Origin of the sequence: Pseudomonas sp. Au-Pse12 (assembly GCF_021341665.1) — a bacterium.
Classification (GTDB): Bacteria; Pseudomonadota; Gammaproteobacteria; order Pseudomonadales; family Pseudomonadaceae; genus Aquipseudomonas.
Window position 1 is genome coordinate 103,790 of the sequence record NZ_JAJTTH010000007.1, and the last position, 16,019, is coordinate 119,808.

Sequence of the window (16,019 nt, forward strand, 5' to 3'; positions counted from 1 at the left end):
CCCGCCCAGGCAGACCGGCACAAAGCCGATTACAGTTAAAGCACTCCGTCGCTCAAGAACGGAGGCTTCAGACCTGATGACCGAGGATGTCCCGTATGCCCTGGAAAAACACTGAGTCCCGCTACAGCACCATGACGATCACCCTGCACTGGTTGATGCTGGTGCTCCTGGCAGTGGTTTACGCCTGTATCGAATTTCGCGGCATCTTTCCCAAGGGCAGTGGTGGTCGCACGCTGATTGTCGAAGCCCACTTCATGCTCGGCCTGACCGTGTTTGCGCTGGTCTGGCTGCGTCTGTTCGCCCGCGCCCAGGGCGTGGCGCCGAAGATCCTGCCACCACCGCCGCCGTGGCAGCGGCTGCTGTCGACCCTGATGCACTGGGCCCTGTACCTGTTCATGATCACCATGCCGATCCTCGGCTGGCTGACCACCAGCGCCAAAGGCCATCAGGTGATGTTCTACGGCCTCGACCTGCCGCTGCTGGTGCAAGAGAACAAGGCCCTGGCCAAGCAGTTCCAGGGCTGGCACGAGTTGCTGGGCAGCCTCGGTTACTGGCTGATCGGGCTGCATGCCCTGGCCGGGCTGTATCACCACTACGTGATGCGCGACAACACCCTGCAACGCATGTGGCGCCAGCGCGGTCAGGCCTGAGCCAACAACCCGCGGCGGCCCTGCAGGCCGCCAGTGTGCACGAAGATCAATCGGCATCCGGGGGCAAAACGCCCGGCCATCACCTGCTCCTGCAAGGCCAGCAAGGCCTTGCCGGTGTACAACGGCTCCAACGGTAGCGCGCATTGCTGTTCGGTGAGCCGGACAAACCTGCGCAGCGGCTCGTCGACCTTGGCAAAACCACCGCGGCTGCTGTCCAGCAGCTCATAGCCGCCGCGGCCTTGCCCAGCCTCCTGCAATATGCCCTCGACCTGCTGCGCCACCCCATGATCCTCGGGCACCGCCAAGGCGCCATACACCGGGCGCGCCCCGGCCTCCGCCAGCACCAGGCCGGCCAGGGTGGTGCCGGTGCCCACGGCCAGCCACCAGCCGTGATAATCGCTCCAGCCCAGGGCGGGCAACTGTTTTTGCACCTGTTCGCGCAACACGCGGCAGCCTGAAGCGCCCGCCAGCCCGCCTCCGCCCTCCGGCACCGGGTGCAGCCCGGGGTAGCGCGCCTGCCACTCGGCCCAGAAGCCGGGCGCGTGGCGCTCCCGGTAACCGGCGTAGCCCAGCCAGTGCAGGTGCATGCCAAACGCTTGCAGGTCGAGGACCGTCGGGGTGTCTTGCGGATGGCCGCGCAACAGCCCGACCGTGGGAAAGGCAAAACGCCGACCGGCGGCGGCCAGCGCATGCAGATGATTGGAGTGGGCGCCCCCCAGGCTGATAACCCCTTGAGCGCCCAGGCTGCGGGCCGTCGCCAGGTGCTCGGTGAGCTTGAACCACTTGTTGCCGCTGATCAGCGGATCGATCAGGTCCAGGCGCAATACCGCCACCTCGACCCCGGCCCGGGACAGCCAGTCCAGCTCCAGCCGTTGCAGCGGGGCGTGGGGTAACCAGTCGAAGGATTCGGGGAAAGACATCGGTAGCGGGTTCGGCAAAGAAGGGAGCGCAGTCTACCAGCCCGAAACGCTGGCAGACTGCCCCCCCCCTGGGCGTTACAGCTCGGCCGCCAGACGCGAACCCTGGTTGATGGCGCGCTTGGCGTCCAGCTCGGCGGCCACATCGGCACCGCCAATCAGGTGCACGTTCTGCCCCGCCGCCAGCAGGCCATCCTGCAGCTCGCGCAGCGGGTCCTGACCGGCACAGATGACGATGTTGTCCACCGCCAGCACCTGGGGCTCACCCGCTTCGCCGATACGGATGTGCAGGCCCGCGTCGTCGATCTTCAGGTACTCGACGCTGTTGAGCATCTGCACCTGCTTGTTCTTCAGCCCGGTGCGGTGAATCCAGCCGGTGGTCTTGCCCAGGCCGTCGCCGACCTTGGATTTCTTGCGTTGCAACAGGAACACCTGGCGCGCCGGCGCATGGGGCTCGGCCTTGATTCCAGCCACGCCACCACGGGCCTGGAGCTGGGTATCGATGCCCCACTCCTTCCAGAACGCTTCGCGGTCCTGGCTGGTGGCCACGCCCTGGTGCACGAGGAACTCGGAAACGTCGAAGCCGATGCCGCCCGCCCCGATCACCGCCACGCTCTTGCCCACCGGCTTGCGTTGCAGCAGCACGTCCAGGTAGCTGAGGACCTTCGGGTGCTCAACCCCGGGGATCGCCGGTGTGCGCGGGGCAATGCCGGTGGCCAGGATGATTTCATCGAAGCCACCGGCCACCAGTTGCGCCACATCCACCCGGGTATCGAGGCACAGCTCGACATGCGTGGTCTGCAATTTGCGCTTGAAGTAGCGCAGGGTTTCGTAGAACTCCTCCTTGCCCGGCACCCGCTTGGCGACGTTGAACTGGCCGCCAATTTCGCTGGCGGAGTCGAACAGGGTGACCTGATGCCCGCGCTCGGCGGCCACGGTGGCGGCGGAAAGGCCCGCCGGGCCAGCACCGACCACGGCAATCTTCTTGATCTGCTTGACCGGCAGGTAGTTCAGCTCGGTCTCGTGGCAGGCCCGAGGGTTGACCAGGCAACTGGTGAGCTTGCCGCCGAAGGTGTGGTCCAGGCAGGCCTGGTTGCAGCCGATGCAGGTGTTGATCTCGTCGGCGCGGCCTTCAGCGGCCTTGTTGACGAAATCCGGGTCGGCCAGGAACGGCCGGGCCATGGAGACCATGTCGGCATCGCCCTCGGCGAGGATCTGCTCGGCGACTTCCGGGGTATTGATGCGGTTGGTGGTGATCAGCGGAATGCTCACCGAACCCCGCAGCTTGGCCGTGACCTTGCTGAACGCGGCCCGCGGCACCTTGGTGGCGATGGTCGGGATCCGCGCTTCGTGCCAGCCGATGCCGGTGTTGATGAGGGTCGCGCCAGCGCCTTCGATGGCTTTGGCCAGCTGTACGATCTCTTCCCAGGTGCTGCCGCCTTCCACCAGGTCGAGCATCGACAGGCGGAAAATGATGATGAAGTTCGGGCCTACCGCCTCACGCACCCGGCGGACGATTTCCACTGGCAGGCGCATGCGGTTTTCATAGCTGCCGCCCCAGCGATCGGTACGGTGGTTAGTGTGGGCCGCCAGGAACTGGTTAATGAAATACCCTTCCGAGCCCATGATCTCGACGCCGTCGTATTCGGCCTTCTGCGCCAGGGTCGAGCAAGTGACGAAGTCGCGGATCTGCTTCTCGATGCCTTCCTCGTCCAGCTCCTTGGGCTTGAACGGGTTGATCGGCGCCTGGATCGCGCTGGGCGCCACCTGCTTGGGGCTGTAGGCGTAGCGCCCGGCGTGGAGGATCTGCATGCAGATCTTGCCGCCGGCTTCATGCACCGCGCGGGTCACGATCTGGTGCTTGAGCGCCTCTTCTTCGGTGGTCAGCTTGGCGGCGCCGGAATACACCCCGCCCTCATCGTTGGGGCCAATGCCGCCGGTGACCATCAGGCCCACGCCGCCCCGGGCACGCTCGGCAAAATACGCCGCCATGCGCTCGAAACCGCCGGGTTTTTCTTCCAGACCAGTGTGCATGGACCCCATCAGGGTGCGGTTGCGCAGGGTGGTGAAACCCAGGTCGAGGGGGGCCAGCAAATGCGGGTAAGGTGCTCCAGCCATGGTGTCACTCCAGATCGGGCAATCACGGAAAATGCGGAAGCTCTGCGGCTTCCATCAGTAGTGCTGCACAGACTAAGAGCACAGTACCCAGCGCTCAATGACCGTAACTGACAACTTAATGATTAAAACGCGCAGCGCCCCCTTGGCAATCGCCGACCCGCGCCCTACCCTAGTCGGCGAACCCAGCACACGGCCGCTGACTGTTTTCCCATGCGCAAACTTCTCTACATCACCCTCACCCTGGCATTGCTTGCCTCGATCACCAGCTACGCACTCTGGACCCGCGACCGTCCGGGGGCGCACTACCTGTCGGACCTGCGTATCCAGCTCGCGGTGGATCAGGGTGTGCCGGCCGAACACGGCAATCTGCTGGCGATTCAACCCGAACTGTTCCCCACCGACTACCAGAGCATCGAACGCCTGCATCGCAAGCTCGCGGCCTACTTGCAGCAAGCCCGTGACAAGGGCCTGGTCAATGACAAGACCATCGTCGTGCTGCCGGAACATGTCGGCACCTGGCTGCTGGTGGCTGGCGAAAAAAATGAGCTGTACCAGGCCACCTCGCTGAAAGAGGCGATGAACTGGCTGGCGGTGAGCAACCCGCTACCGTTTCTCAAGGCGCTGATCGGCGCCCAGGGTAAAAGCCGCCTGGACGATGCGTACCTGCGCATGAAGGCGAAGAAGATGGCCAAGGACTATCAGTTGCTGTTCGGCGGCCTGGCCAAGGAGTTCCACGTGACCCTGGTGGCTGGCACGATCATCCTGCCGGAGCCCAGTGTCAGCCAGGGCAACCTGCAGGTCGGCCATGGCGCCCTGTACAACAGCAGCCTGGTGTTCGACAGCAATGGCCAGCCCATGGGGCAGCCTCAGCGGCAGATCTACCCGACCTATGCCGAAAGCGGCTACGTAAAAGGCGACAGCGGCAAGGACCTGCGGGTAATCGACACCCCCGCCGGGCGCCTCGGCGTGTTGATCGGCAGCGACAGCTGGTACCCCGACAACTACCGCAAGCTCAACGACCAGGGCGTCCAGCTGGTGGCGGTGCCGGCCTTTGTCATGGGCCGCGACGGCTGGGACAAACCCTGGCGCGGCTACAAGAGCATCGCCACGCCCTCTGAAGTCAGCCTCAAGCCCGAGGAAGTCAGCGAGGGTGAAGCCTGGCATCGCCTGACCCTCACTGCACGCGCGCCCAGCAGCCTGGCCAGCGCCGGGGTCAGCGTGTTCCTGCGCGGCCAGTTCTGGGATCAGCGCAGCAGCGGCCAGAGTTTCATCAACAGCAACGGCCAGACCTTTGCCGACCAGGGCAACCGCGGCGCCCGGCTGCTGAACATCTGGTTGTAAGCCCATGAAAACCCCACCGATGCGCCTGGGAGACTTGTCGGTGGGCTTCGTCCACAGCCTGATCGACGCGGTCCGCAGCCACGGGCAGGACCCGAGCCCCCTGCTGGAACAGTACGCACTGGACGCCGCGCGCCTGGCGCAAGCCGGGGCGCGGCTGTCGATCCCGCGTTACATGCGCCTGGGTCATGGGGCAATCCAACTGACTGGCGACCCGGCGCTGGGCTTGCGCATGGGCCGCCTGAGCCGCCTGAGCCAGGCCGGCCTGGCAGGAGTGACGGCCGCCCAAGCCCCCAACGTGCGCGAAGCCGCTCGTTGCCTGACCCGGTTCGAAGCCTTGTACGGCTCCAACTATCGCGGCCAGTCGAGCTTTCACGAGGATGCCAACGGCGCTTGGCTGCGCTTCTACTCCATCAGCCCCTACAACGCCTACAACCGCTTTGTGGTGGACTCGATCATCTCCGGCTGGCTGCAACAGCTGTCCAGCGTCGCTGCTCAGGCGATCCACGCGGAACAGATCGATATCGAGTTCGAGCGCCCGGACTATCACGACGCCTACGCTGTGCTTGGCCCCACGCCCATCCAATTTGGCGTCGAGCAGAATCAACTGCGCCTGAGCCAGGCCAGCCTCGGTTTGCGCAACCCGGAACATTGCCCGAGTACCTGGCGGCATCTGCTGCAGTTGTGCGAAAGGGAACTGGAGCAACTGACCCGCACTCGCAGCCTGCGCGAGCGCATCATTCAAATGCTCGGGCCGTTGCTCAATGGCGGCCGCGAACCGGACCTGGAAGAAGTGGCAACGCGCCTGAAGCTGCCGACCTGGACCTTGCGGCGCAAGCTGGCGGAAGAAGGGACGCAGTTTCGGGCGATTCTCAACGACACCCGTCGCGACCTGGCCATGACCTACATCCGCGATACCGAACTGGCGTTCGGTGAAATTGCCTATCTGTTGGGCTTTGCCTCAGCCGAGGCGTTTCAACGAGCGTTCAAGCGCTGGAATGACCAGACCCCGGGAGAGTTTCGCCGCAGCCACCGGCAGTTCGGCTAAAAAAAAACGCCACCGGCGTTACAGCTCGGTGGCGTCTTCTGCTGGTTCCAGAGGATCCAGCTCGAAAGCTTGATACTCCAGCAGTTCCTCTTGGTAATCGTCCATGGCGGACTCCTTTTTCCGTTGTTGAATAACCCTGTTGAATAACCCTGTTGAATAACCCTGTGCCTAATGACCGCTGGGACCAGCATAAAGTGCCGGGATGACAGAAAAAATACTACCCCCAAGGTCAGGATTTCTGCAATTAAAACGTAACAGGCCATGAGGAATTTAGTCCTCATCCATGATTGCAATTGCAATGATTGTAATTGCAACAAAATCGCCAAATCCGTTAGGGTAGCCGCCGAACCCTTTGCGGACGGCGCCAAGCATGAATCCATCGTCACTTTTCTCCACTCGCACCGTGGCTCCCGCGCAGCAGGCGGCCCAGGCCTGCCTGGAGCTGCTCAGGCGCGCCCACAACCCCGGCGGCTCGCCGCTGAACACGGTGCTGGAAATGGCCAATACCCTGGAGCTGGACCGGCGCACCGCGCGCCAGGCCTGGGTGGTACGCAGCCATGGCGCTCAGCCGCGAAGCACCCGGATCAGCGCCTGGCCGCTCTGGTTCTCGACCGACACCACTGAAAGGCCCCTGCTCTACCTGCACCGCTCCAGCTCTTCGGCGCAGCTGTGCGCGGTCAGCGCCGAGACCGCGGCGCGGGGCATCCTGTGCAACGACAGCGAAACCCAGGCGTCACCCTGGCCCAAGGGCGCCGACCCGTCGCTGGCATTGTGGCTAGCGCATAACCCGCACTGCCTGCCGTTCGACCCAGCCACCGGTGCAGAAGCCGAGGCGATCGTTCTCGAAGCCCTGCAGCGTCTGTATATCGAAGGCCAGCCCGGCTTCTACTACCTGGCCCTGCATGACCATGAACTGCACCTGGAGCTGGCGCCGGAGCAGAAGCACGCCGCCCTGCAAGGCATGTACAAAGTGGCGGACATCGGAGCACCGACAAGGGATAAACGGGTGCGCCTGCTCGGCGCCGGCCGGGCGTTTGCCCAGGTCAGGGCGGCGGCGGACCTGCTGGAGCGCGATTGGTCCGTGGCCAGCCAGCTGTGGAGTTGCCCCAGCTACACCCGCCTGGCTCGCGAGGCGGCAGCGGCGCAACGCTGGAACCGCCTGCACCCTGCTGAAGCAAAACGTGATTCACACCTGCAACGCTGCCTGGCGGGCGGCTCGGCACCGGTGATTGCGGTGACCGGCTACGGCCAGGCAGTGGCCGAACAACTGCGCCCCCACTTGCAGGTCGAGCTGGTGGCCTTGGGCAGCGACTCCTTCGATGCTGTCCGCGACCCGCGTCGCGGCCGCTGCCCTGAAGCGCGCTGGATCGCCGTCCTCGCCCTCAAGAGCCTGGCAGACACCGGGCAACTGCCCCGGCAATGTGTGGAACAGGCAATGCGGACCTACGGCTTGCCATGACGGCAATCGGCTCAGTTCCTGGAGCGCGCCTCGGCACCATTGGCTGCGGCCCGGGCCAGGGCCGCGGTGCGCTCCAGGGCATCGGCAAAGGCGTGCTTCTGCTCGGCATCGAATTGCGAGAGAAACAGCTCGGCCACTGTGCTTTCGTAGATTTTCCACATCTTCTTGCGCAGTTTTCGCCCTTCGTCGGTGATGCTGACAAAGGCCGCGCGACCATCCCCTTCACAGCGCGAACGCTGCACCAGGCCGTCTTTTTCCAGGCGGTCCACCAGGCGCGTGAGGTTGTAGCGTTCGATCGCCAGCACATCGGCCAATTCGTGCATGCGCCGGGTGCCTTCGGCACCGCTTTCCAGGCCCCACAGGGCGTCGTACCAGGCATAGGCCGGCAGCCCGGCCTGGGCCAGGCGTCGCTCGATTTCGCGGATCACCGTCCTGTGAGCCCTGACAAAACGGAACCAGACATCGGGCTCTTTTGAAGACATGCCACACCATCCGAGGGTTTGAAGAAGGGTTGCAATAGTAGCGCATGCCAGGATAAATTCGGTCATGTAGTTGCAATTGCAATTACTTTTCCCAGCACCAGACGACCTTCGATTCCACAAGAATCCGCGCGCTGGAACCCGCCCAACACGGAGCCAGGTATGACCCAGAACAACACTGCCACCCTCGACAACGATCCCCAGGAAACCCGTGAATGGCTCGACTCCCTGGAGTCTGTGCTGACGGTGGAAGGTCGCCCGCGGGCCCATTACCTGATCGACCAGTTGCTGGATTTCGACGTGGCCCGCCACGGCGATTTCCATGGCCGGGTGACCACGCCCTATATCAACACCATCGCCCCCGAGCGGCAGTTGCCCTACCCCGGCGACCTGGAGAGCGAGCGCAAGCTCAACGCGATGATCCGCTGGAACGCCATGGCCATGGTGCTGCGCGCGGGCAAGCATTCCGGCGTCGGCGGCCACATTGCCACCTACGCATCGGCGGCCGTGCTCTACGATGTCGGCTTCGACCATTTCTTCCGCGGTCGCAGCGACCACTTCGACGGCGACATGGTGTACATCCAGGGTCACTCGTCCCCGGGCATCTACGGTCGCGCCTACCTGGAAGGCCGCATCAGCGCGGCGCAGCTCGACAACTTCCGCCGCGAAGTCGACGGCCAGGGCATTTCCTCCTATCCGCACCCCAGGTTGATGCCGGACTTCTGGCAGTTTCCTACCGTGTCCATGGGCCTGGGGCCGATCACCGCGGCCTACCAGGCGCGCTTCATGCGCTACCTGGAACTGCGCGGGCTCAAGCAGCACCAGGGGCGCAAAGTATGGGCCTTCCTCGGCGACGGCGAGATGGACCAGCCCGAATCCCTGGCGGCGATTTCCCTGGCCGGCCGGGAGAAACTCGACAACCTGATCTTCGTCGTCAACTGCAACCTGCAACGCCTCGACGGCCCGGTGCGCGGCAACGCCAAGGTCATTCAGGAGTTCGAGAGCCTGTACCGCGCCGCCGGCTGGAACGTGATCAAGGTGATCTGGGGCAGCGGCTGGGACGCGCTGCTGGAGAAGGACCGCAGCGGCCTGCTGCGCCAGCGCATGATGGAATGCGTGGACGGCGACTACCAGAACTACAAATCGCAGAACGGCGCCTACGTGCGCGAGCATTTCTTCGGCAAGTACCCGCAACTGCTGGAGCTGGTGACCGACCTGTCCGACGAGCAGATCTGGAAGCTGTCCCGGGGCGGCCACGACCCGCTCAAGGTCTATAACGCCTATGCCGCCGCCATGCGCCATAGCGGTCGGCCGACCGTGGTCCTGGCGAAAACCGTCAAGGGTTTCGGCATGGGCGATGCCGGCGAAGGACAGAACATCAACCACCAGTTGAAGAAGATGGGCGCGGATGCGGTCAAGACGTTCCGCGACCGCTTCGAACTGCCGGTCAGCGACGCCCAGCTCGCCGAGATGCCCTACCTCAAGCCCGCACCGGAGAGCACGGAAGCCCATTACTTCGCAGCCCGCCGCAACCACCTGGGCGGTTATGTGCCGGCGCGCTACAACGACTGCGCGCCGCTGCAGATCCCGGCCCTGGAGGCTTTCGCCAGCCAGCTTAAAGACACCGGCGAGCGAGCGATCTCCACCACCATGGCCTTTGTGCGGATCCTCGGCACCCTGCTCAAGGACCCGCAGATCGGCAAGCTCGTGGTGCCGATCGTGCCTGACGAATCCCGCACCTTCGGCATGGAAAGCCTGTTCCGCCAGATCGGCATTCATTCGGCGGTGGGCCAGCTCTATACCCCGCAGGATGCCGGGCAACTGAGCTACTACAAGGAGAGCAAGGACGGCCAGATCATGCAGGAAGGCCTGAACGAATCCGGGGCCATTGCCTCATGGATCGCCGCCAGCACCTCCTACAGCAATCACCAGGTCATGACCCTGCCCTTCTACATCTTCTATTCGATGTTCGGCTTCCAGCGAGTCGGCGACCTGGCCTGGGCCGCGGGGGATGCACGGGCCCGGGGGTTTCTGCTGGGCGCCACGTCCGGGCGCACCACCCTGATGGGCGAAGGCTTGCAGCATGACGACGGCCATAGCCATATCCTCGCCTCGGTGATCCCTTGCTGCATTGCCTACGACCCGACCTTCGCCTACGAACTGGCGGTGATCATCCACGAAGGCCTGCGGCGCATGTATGTCCAGCAAGAGGACGTGTACTACTACATCACCCTGCTCAACGAAAACTATCCGCAACCGGCCATGCCCGAAGGGGCTCGTGAAGGCATTCTCAAGGGCTTGTACCGCTTCAGCTCAAGCAGCGCCAAGGGCGCCGAGGCCCCCCGGGTGCAACTGATGGGCAGCGGCTCGATCCTGCGCGAGGTGATCGCCGCTGCACAATTGCTGGAGCAGGACTTCGGCGTGCACAGCGACATCTGGAGCGCCACCAGCCTCACCGAACTGCGCCGCCAGGGCCAGGCGGCGCAACGCTGGAGCCTGCTGCACCCGCAGGAGCCCCGGCGAGCGGCCTATGTCGAGCAATGCCTGGAGGGCTATCCAGGCCCGCTGGTGGTGGCCACTGACTACATGAAACTGTTCGCCGACCAGATCCGCCCCTTCGTCGAGGGACGGCGTTTTGTGGCCTTGGGTACCGACGGTTTCGGCCAGTCCGATACCCGGGAGAACCTGCGAACGTTTTTTGAAGTGGACCGGCACTTCATCGCCCTGGCAGCGTTGAAAGCCCTGGCCGATGACGGGGAAATTCCCTACAGCCAGGTCAGCGATGCCTTGAGCCGGTATCGGATCGACACTGAAAAAGTCGACCCGACCTCGGTGTAGGCGCCTTAGCGCCCGCTGCTCGGCAGGGCCGGAATCGGTTCGCTCGGCGGCGGCAGGTGGCTGGCCGGTGGTGGCGTGATGGTTTCGCTGGCCGCGGCCGGCTCACTGCTGGCGGCCGGTACGATCGGTGCGGCTTCGGCTGGCGGTGCCAGCGGTTGCGAGACCGTAGGCTCCGGTTCAGCAACAGGTGTCGGCGCCGCCACCGGTGCAGGCTCGATCACTGGCTGCAAGGACTTGGGCTCGGGCTTGGGTTCCGGCTTAGGCTCCGGCTTGGCTTGCGGCTCGGGCTTGCTTTCGGGAACCCCGAGGTCGGCCTTGGGCTTCTCTTCGATATGCGCAGCCTTCTTCGCCTCCGGCGGCAGGAACAGTTCCACCAGAGCGAAGTAGCGCTCATAGAACTTCGCCGAGGACACCGTCTCGCTGGCCACCTTGACCATCGAATCGTCGGTGGAACCGATCGGCATCGAGACCGAGCCCAGCACCCCAACCCCCAGGCTGGCCGAGTTGTTGACCTTTTTTAGCGCATAGCGATCCTGCAGGGCGTTGGCGAATACCGTCGAGCGCTGGTCGCCGCTGCCGTCCCGGGCGCAGACCACGTTGAAGCTGATTTCCAGGTGGGTCTCACCGGTCTGCTGGAAGCTCTTGTGGCCGCTGACCAGCTTCGGGTCGTTGCTGGTGATGATGTAGCCCTGGCTCAACAGGGCACGCCGCGCGGCCTCGCAGGAGGCCGCATCGCTCACCGGGTAATTGCGCGAAAAAGTGCCGGAATCATCGAAGCTTTCATGCTCGTAGATCGCGGTCTTGTGCGACGAACAGCCGGCTACCGCAGTCAGCAGCAACACCCCGGCCGTGGCGCGCAGATGAAATGATTTAAACATCGAGAATCCTGAGGAAAACGCTCCGGCGCGTATTGTGCAACAGATCAACCTCGCGCAGCGCGGGTAATTGATGGCATAAATTTCACGTCAGTCTACTGACCGCTGTTTGCCGGAAAAAGTCGTTCGCTCAAGTGCTCGATCAGCACTCGCAACTTGGCCGCTGCATGCCGGCTCGATGGCCACAGCACCCAGAAGGCGCCGTTGTGTTCCAGATAGTCGTCGAGTACGGTTTGCAACTCGCCGCGACGCACTGCCGCCTGGACCATGAAATCCGGCAGGCAGGCCACTCCCAGCCCACTGCACGCAGCGTGCTCCACCGCCTCGATGGAACTGCTGGTCAGACGGGTCGGCAGCACCGGCTCCGGCGAGTCGGCCTGGGCCTTGAACGGCCAGGCTTCGAGTTTGCCGGTGTGGTGAAAGGTGTGCCGCAGGCAGGCATGCTCACGCAGGTCCTGCGGGGTTTGCGGCACTCCGCGCTGCTGAAAGTACCCGGGGCTGCCCACCAGCAGCATGCGAAAACGCCCGAGCTGGCGAGCCAGGAGCCGCGAGTCCTTGGGGTGGCCGGTGCGCACCACCAGATCGAAGCCCTCCTCCACCACATCCACCATGCGATCGGAGAGGTCGACGTCCAGCTCGATCTGCGGGTAGCGCTGCATGAACTCCGCCAGCACCGGCATCAACAGGCCATGGACCTGCGGCGCACTGATCCGCAACTTGCCCACCGGCGCACTGGAAGAATCACACAGCTGGAACTCGGCGGCCTCGACCTCGGCTGCGATCCTGCGGCAGCGCTCGAGGAAACCGGCACCTTCGGCGGTCAGGCTGATACTGCGAGTGGTGCGATGGAACAGACGGGTCTCCAGACGCTCCTCCAGACGCGCGATACTTTTGCCAACCGCCGAGGAGGATACCCCCAGAAGGCGCCCCGCCTCGGTGAAACTGCGGGTTTCCGCCACCTGCATGAACACCGGAATACTGCCGAGCCAATCCATAGTGCACCCCGAAATTAAGGACTTCTATGTCCGATAAGTTCGGAACCTTAGCCTATTTTTCCGCCATGCACAGCGCCCTACGCTAGGCCCCTCTCTTTCAAGCCAACCTATCGGGGCCTCTACATGAGCAATACCGTCAATGCCTGCGAACTGTTGCAAGCGCCTGCCGAACCCCGCGAACGCCTGCCTGTCGGCGGCCTGCTGGCCCTGGCGACTGCCGGGTTCATCACCTTGATGACCGAGACCCTGCCTGCCGGCCTGCTGCCGCAGATGAGTGCCGGCCTGGGCGTCTCGGCGGCGCTGATCGGCCAATTGGTGACCGTATACGCCTTGGGGTCGCTGCTGGCAGCCATTCCGCTGATTCTCCTCACCCAGGGCTGGCGGCGGCGCCCGCTGCTGTTGATCGCCATCGGCGGCTTCGCGCTGGTCAACAGCGTCACCGCCCTTTCCAGCGACTACCGCCTGATTCTGCTGGCACGCCTGTGCGCCGGAGTCTTCGCCGGCCTGCTGTGGGCGTTGCTGGCGGGCTACGCCAGCCGCATGGTGGCGCCACACCTGCAGGGCCGGGCGATTACCCTGGCCATGCTCGGCGCACCGCTGGCCTTGTCGGTGGGCATGCCTGCCGGGACCTGGCTGGGCAGCCTGCTGGGCTGGCGCATGAGCTTCGCCGTCATGACCCTGCTGACCCTGGCGCTGATCGGCTGGGTGCTGGTACAGGTGCCGGACTTCCCCGGGCTGCGCACGCAAAAGCGCCTGTCGCTGGGCCGGGTCCTGACCTTGCCGGGGATCCGCCCCGTGTTGTTCGTGACCTTTGCCTATGTGTTGGGGCACAACATTCTCTACACCTACATCGCGCCCTTCCTACAACCAGCCGGGCTCGGCGAACAGATCGAGCGGGTATTGCTGGTATTCGGCCTGGCCGCATTGCTGAGCATCTGGCTGGTGGGGCTGCTGATCGATCGATAGCTGCGTGAGCTGGTGCTGGTCAGTTGCCTGCTGTTCATCGGCTCGACCCTGATGCTGGGGCTGCTGGGTGACTGGCCAACGGCGATCTATGGAGCGACCGCTATCTGGGGGCTGTCCTTCGGTGGCATGGCCACCCTGTTGCAAACCGCATTGGCCAAGGCTGCAGGCGAGCACGCGGACACTGCGCAGTCGATGCTGGTCACCCTATGGAACCTGGCGATTGCCGGCGGAGGCCTGGGTGGCGCTTTACTGCTGCAAGGACCGGGAGTGGCGACCTTCCCCTGGGTGATTGCCGCCCTGTTGCTGATGAGCCTGATGGTGGCGGTGCACGCTCGGCAGCAGGGTTTTCCCGTCCGCCCCTGACCCTGGCACTGGCGGCCAGGGGACTCGCGACACCGCTACATGCCAGGTCTAGCCTTCTGCCGAAGAGTCGGTCCGCAACGCCGCGTCCACCTTGGAGGGCGCCTCGGAGCGGGCTCGGCGACTGCGTACCAGCGGCCAGAACAGCTCTTCCTTCCAGCTCACCGGCGCCAAGTGCTCGATACCGAAGGTCGCGGGCCGGCGCCGAGTGATCTGCGCAGTGCCAAACAGCACATCCCAGAGGAACAGCAAATTGCCGAAGTTGCCCTTGTAGTGGGTCACGCCATCCTCAGCACTCAAACCGTGGTGGGCCGAATGGGTCGACGGAGTGGAAAATACCCGCTCCACCAGCCACATCAGCGGCCGTAGAAAACCGATGCGGTACAGCTTGTCGTCCCAGGCCACGCTGCTGTGCGCGGCGAAGATCACCGTCATCTTGAGTATCAGGTAACCGTAATAGACCGGCGCCAGCCCCAGGTAGATCAGCACCCCGGAGAACCAGATCCCGGGCATCAACAGGTAATAGAAACTGTTGTTGCGGTAGACGATGCGGATGCTCATGTAGGGCGCCGAATGGTGGGCGCGATGCAGGGCATACAGCGCCGGCAGGCGATGGGTCAAGCGGTGCCACCAGTACTGGGTCATGTCATCGAAGACCAGGAACAACAGCAGGCCCAGCACCCAGTGCGTCTGCGCCAGCATGCCCTTGGCTTGCGGCAGCGCCAGGCCCATGAGCGCAGCACTGGCCCACATCACCAGGGGAAAGGTCACGCCGAGTAACAGGCTTGAGCCCACCGCCTCGATCAACACATCGCGGCGCTGGCCACGGGGTTGGCGAAAGGCCGAACAGGCTATTTCCAGGAGGACGAAAAACCCAAAGATCGCCGAAACGATCACCAGCGGGTTGTTGGTCAGCAGATCGTGGTTCATGGCATTCTCGCTCTTATCCTTATGGGCAACGCCCGACCATTAGAGATCAGCCAGGCAGCCCTCTCTATGCGCGAAATGGACAGAATCCAGCGAGATCCGGCCAACCGGGTGGCCCCGCGCTTTCACCGAGGACGCCTCGGCGAAGTCCTGCAACGCTTTATCGATGACCAGAGCGTCGGCACTCACCAGGACTACAACCTGCTGCACCTGGAACAGCTGTGGCGCGCTGCGGCGGCGCTGGAACCGGCCATCGGCCTCAAACTGTTCGAGCGCTTCACACCCCAGGACTGGCACGTGATCGCCCACGCCAGCCTCTACTGCCCGGATGTCGCCGCGGCCATGGCGTTCTGGGTGCGCTACGCGCCGTTGGGCTCGGATACCGACCGCGTGCAACGGGTGACGGATGCCCAGGGGTCCGGTGTTGAAGTCCACATCGACACCTCGCTGGAATTGAGCCGCTACTTGATCGAACACTATGGCGTCATGTCCATCACTCAACTGCGACGAGGGACCGGCCTTGCGCTTCAGCCGGTACGGGCCTGCTTCAGCCATTCGCGCCCTGCGTATCACGCGCAATACCGGCATTGGTTCGGCGACCGAATCGAGTTCGATTGCCCGGCCAACCGCATCTATTTCGCCCCGCAATGCCTGCAACTGCCACTGCAGACCCGGCACGCCGGCATGCTCGAACTGCTGAGCCAGGAACTGGATCGGCGGGTGGCCCTGCACCAACGGCACAGTGGCTGGGCTGCCAAAGTGGCGGTGGCCTGTCGCCAGGCACTGATGGCCGGCCAGTCAGCGACCCTGGAAGTCCTGTGTGCTCATCTGCATCAAAGCCCCCGCACGCTAAGGCGACGCCTGGAGGAACAAGGGCTGAGTTTTCGCCAGCTGCTGGACCAGACCCGCGCCGAACTGGAAATGCACCTGGAACTGCAAGGCGAATCCCGGGCGCAGATCGCGCTGCAGCTGGGCTACAACGATCAGGCGGCCTATCTGCATGCGCGCAAGCGCTGGAAAGCCGCCAGCACCTGAGGTTTATCCAGGCC

General features: G+C 64.1%; 12 protein-coding genes and 1 pseudogene. 7 read left to right on the top strand and 6 right to left on the bottom strand.

The genetic code is table 11. The annotated features are described in order from the left end of the window. Positions 1-95 precede the first annotated feature (95 nt). Positions 96-650 carry a cytochrome b gene (locus LXM55_RS20590; protein ID WP_233322065.1) on the top strand — a complete coding sequence of 185 codons (555 nt, stop codon included), beginning with the start codon at positions 96-98 and terminating at the stop codon, positions 648-650. Here LXM55_RS20590 and LXM55_RS20595 read toward each other — a convergent pair. Further along, positions 641-1,570: a 1-aminocyclopropane-1-carboxylate deaminase/D-cysteine desulfhydrase gene (locus tag LXM55_RS20595; RefSeq protein WP_233322066.1), complete on the bottom strand. Its 930-nt coding sequence runs from the start codon at positions 1,568-1,570 to the stop codon at positions 641-643. The two genes, LXM55_RS20590 and LXM55_RS20595, sit on opposite strands and share 10 nt — an antisense overlap. Before the next feature lie 75 nt (positions 1,571-1,645). Next, positions 1,646-3,685 carry an NADPH-dependent 2,4-dienoyl-CoA reductase gene (locus LXM55_RS20600; protein WP_233322067.1) on the bottom strand — a complete coding sequence of 680 codons (2,040 nt, stop codon included), beginning with the start codon at positions 3,683-3,685 and terminating at the stop codon, positions 1,646-1,648. 210 nt (positions 3,686-3,895) lie between these two features. On the opposite strand from LXM55_RS20600, the gene LXM55_RS20605 reads away from it, so the two are divergent. The 3 genes from LXM55_RS20605 (at position 3,896) to LXM55_RS20615 (ending at position 7,530) form a co-directional block, all read left to right on the top strand. Continuing rightward, a complete protein-coding gene (locus tag LXM55_RS20605) occupies positions 3,896-5,026 on the top strand; it encodes a carbon-nitrogen hydrolase family protein (protein ID WP_233322068.1) in 1,131 nt (376 codons plus the stop codon). Between the two features lie 4 nt (positions 5,027-5,030). Next, entirely contained in the window at positions 5,031-6,071 is a 1,041-nt protein-coding gene (locus tag LXM55_RS20610; RefSeq protein WP_233322069.1) for an AraC family transcriptional regulator, read from the top strand. A 370-nt stretch (positions 6,072-6,441) separates the two neighbouring features. Further along, positions 6,442-7,530: a transketolase-like TK C-terminal-containing protein gene (locus LXM55_RS20615; protein WP_233322070.1), complete on the top strand. Its 1,089-nt coding sequence runs from the start codon at positions 6,442-6,444 to the stop codon at positions 7,528-7,530. An 11-nt stretch (positions 7,531-7,541) separates the two neighbouring features. Here the strand turns inward: LXM55_RS20615 and LXM55_RS20620 are convergent, their stop codons facing one another. Continuing rightward, a complete protein-coding gene (locus LXM55_RS20620; protein ID WP_233322071.1) occupies positions 7,542-8,012 on the bottom strand; it encodes a MarR family winged helix-turn-helix transcriptional regulator in 471 nt (156 codons plus the stop codon). Between the two features lie 159 nt (positions 8,013-8,171). On the opposite strand from LXM55_RS20620, the gene aceE reads away from it, so the two are divergent. Beyond that, positions 8,172-10,847, top strand: coding sequence for a pyruvate dehydrogenase (acetyl-transferring), homodimeric type (gene aceE / locus LXM55_RS20625; RefSeq protein WP_233322072.1), 2,676 nt, complete (start codon positions 8,172-8,174; stop codon positions 10,845-10,847). Between the two features lie 5 nt (positions 10,848-10,852). Here the strand turns inward: aceE and LXM55_RS20630 are convergent, their stop codons facing one another. Continuing rightward, a complete protein-coding gene (locus tag LXM55_RS20630; protein WP_233322073.1) occupies positions 10,853-11,725 on the bottom strand; it encodes a DUF2242 domain-containing protein in 873 nt (290 codons plus the stop codon). A 92-nt stretch (positions 11,726-11,817) separates the two neighbouring features. Continuing rightward, positions 11,818-12,717: a LysR family transcriptional regulator gene (locus tag LXM55_RS20635; RefSeq protein ID WP_233322074.1), complete on the bottom strand. Its 900-nt coding sequence runs from the start codon at positions 12,715-12,717 to the stop codon at positions 11,818-11,820. A gap of 123 nt (positions 12,718-12,840) precedes the next feature. On the opposite strand from LXM55_RS20635, the pseudogene LXM55_RS20640 reads away from it, so the two are divergent. Continuing rightward, positions 12,841-14,046, top strand: a pseudogene (locus LXM55_RS20640) (MFS transporter). A 48-nt stretch (positions 14,047-14,094) separates the two neighbouring features. On the opposite strand, the gene LXM55_RS20645 reads toward LXM55_RS20640, so the two are convergent. Then, positions 14,095-14,973, bottom strand: coding sequence for a sterol desaturase family protein (locus LXM55_RS20645; protein ID WP_233322075.1), 879 nt, complete (start codon positions 14,971-14,973; stop codon positions 14,095-14,097). Between the two features lie 66 nt (positions 14,974-15,039). Between LXM55_RS20645 and LXM55_RS20650 the strand changes: the two genes are divergently transcribed. Beyond that, positions 15,040-16,005, top strand: coding sequence for an AraC family transcriptional regulator ligand-binding domain-containing protein (locus LXM55_RS20650; RefSeq protein WP_233322076.1), 966 nt, complete (start codon positions 15,040-15,042; stop codon positions 16,003-16,005). Positions 16,006-16,019: the final 14 nt, after the last annotated feature.

Bases quoted from the DNA above. Each gene is read 5' to 3' on its own strand.
- LXM55_RS20590 (WP_233322065.1), top strand. From the start codon at position 96: ATGCCCTGGAAAAACACTGAGTCCCGCTACAGCACCATGACGATCACC.
- LXM55_RS20595 (WP_233322066.1), bottom strand. From the start codon at position 1,570: ATGTCTTTCCCCGAATCCTTCGACTGGTTACCCCACGCCCCGCTGCAA.
- LXM55_RS20600 (WP_233322067.1), bottom strand. From the start codon at position 3,685: ATGGCTGGAGCACCTTACCCGCATTTGCTGGCCCCCCTCGACCTGGGT.
- LXM55_RS20605 (WP_233322068.1), top strand. From the start codon at position 3,896: ATGCGCAAACTTCTCTACATCACCCTCACCCTGGCATTGCTTGCCTCG.
- LXM55_RS20610 (WP_233322069.1), top strand. From the start codon at position 5,031: ATGAAAACCCCACCGATGCGCCTGGGAGACTTGTCGGTGGGCTTCGTC.
- LXM55_RS20615 (WP_233322070.1), top strand. From the start codon at position 6,442: ATGAATCCATCGTCACTTTTCTCCACTCGCACCGTGGCTCCCGCGCAG.
- LXM55_RS20620 (WP_233322071.1), bottom strand. From the start codon at position 8,012: ATGTCTTCAAAAGAGCCCGATGTCTGGTTCCGTTTTGTCAGGGCTCAC.
- aceE (WP_233322072.1), top strand. From the start codon at position 8,172: ATGACCCAGAACAACACTGCCACCCTCGACAACGATCCCCAGGAAACC.
- LXM55_RS20630 (WP_233322073.1), bottom strand. From the start codon at position 11,725: ATGTTTAAATCATTTCATCTGCGCGCCACGGCCGGGGTGTTGCTGCTG.
- LXM55_RS20635 (WP_233322074.1), bottom strand. From the start codon at position 12,717: ATGGATTGGCTCGGCAGTATTCCGGTGTTCATGCAGGTGGCGGAAACC.
- LXM55_RS20645 (WP_233322075.1), bottom strand. From the start codon at position 14,973: ATGAACCACGATCTGCTGACCAACAACCCGCTGGTGATCGTTTCGGCG.
- LXM55_RS20650 (WP_233322076.1), top strand. From the start codon at position 15,040: ATGCGCGAAATGGACAGAATCCAGCGAGATCCGGCCAACCGGGTGGCC.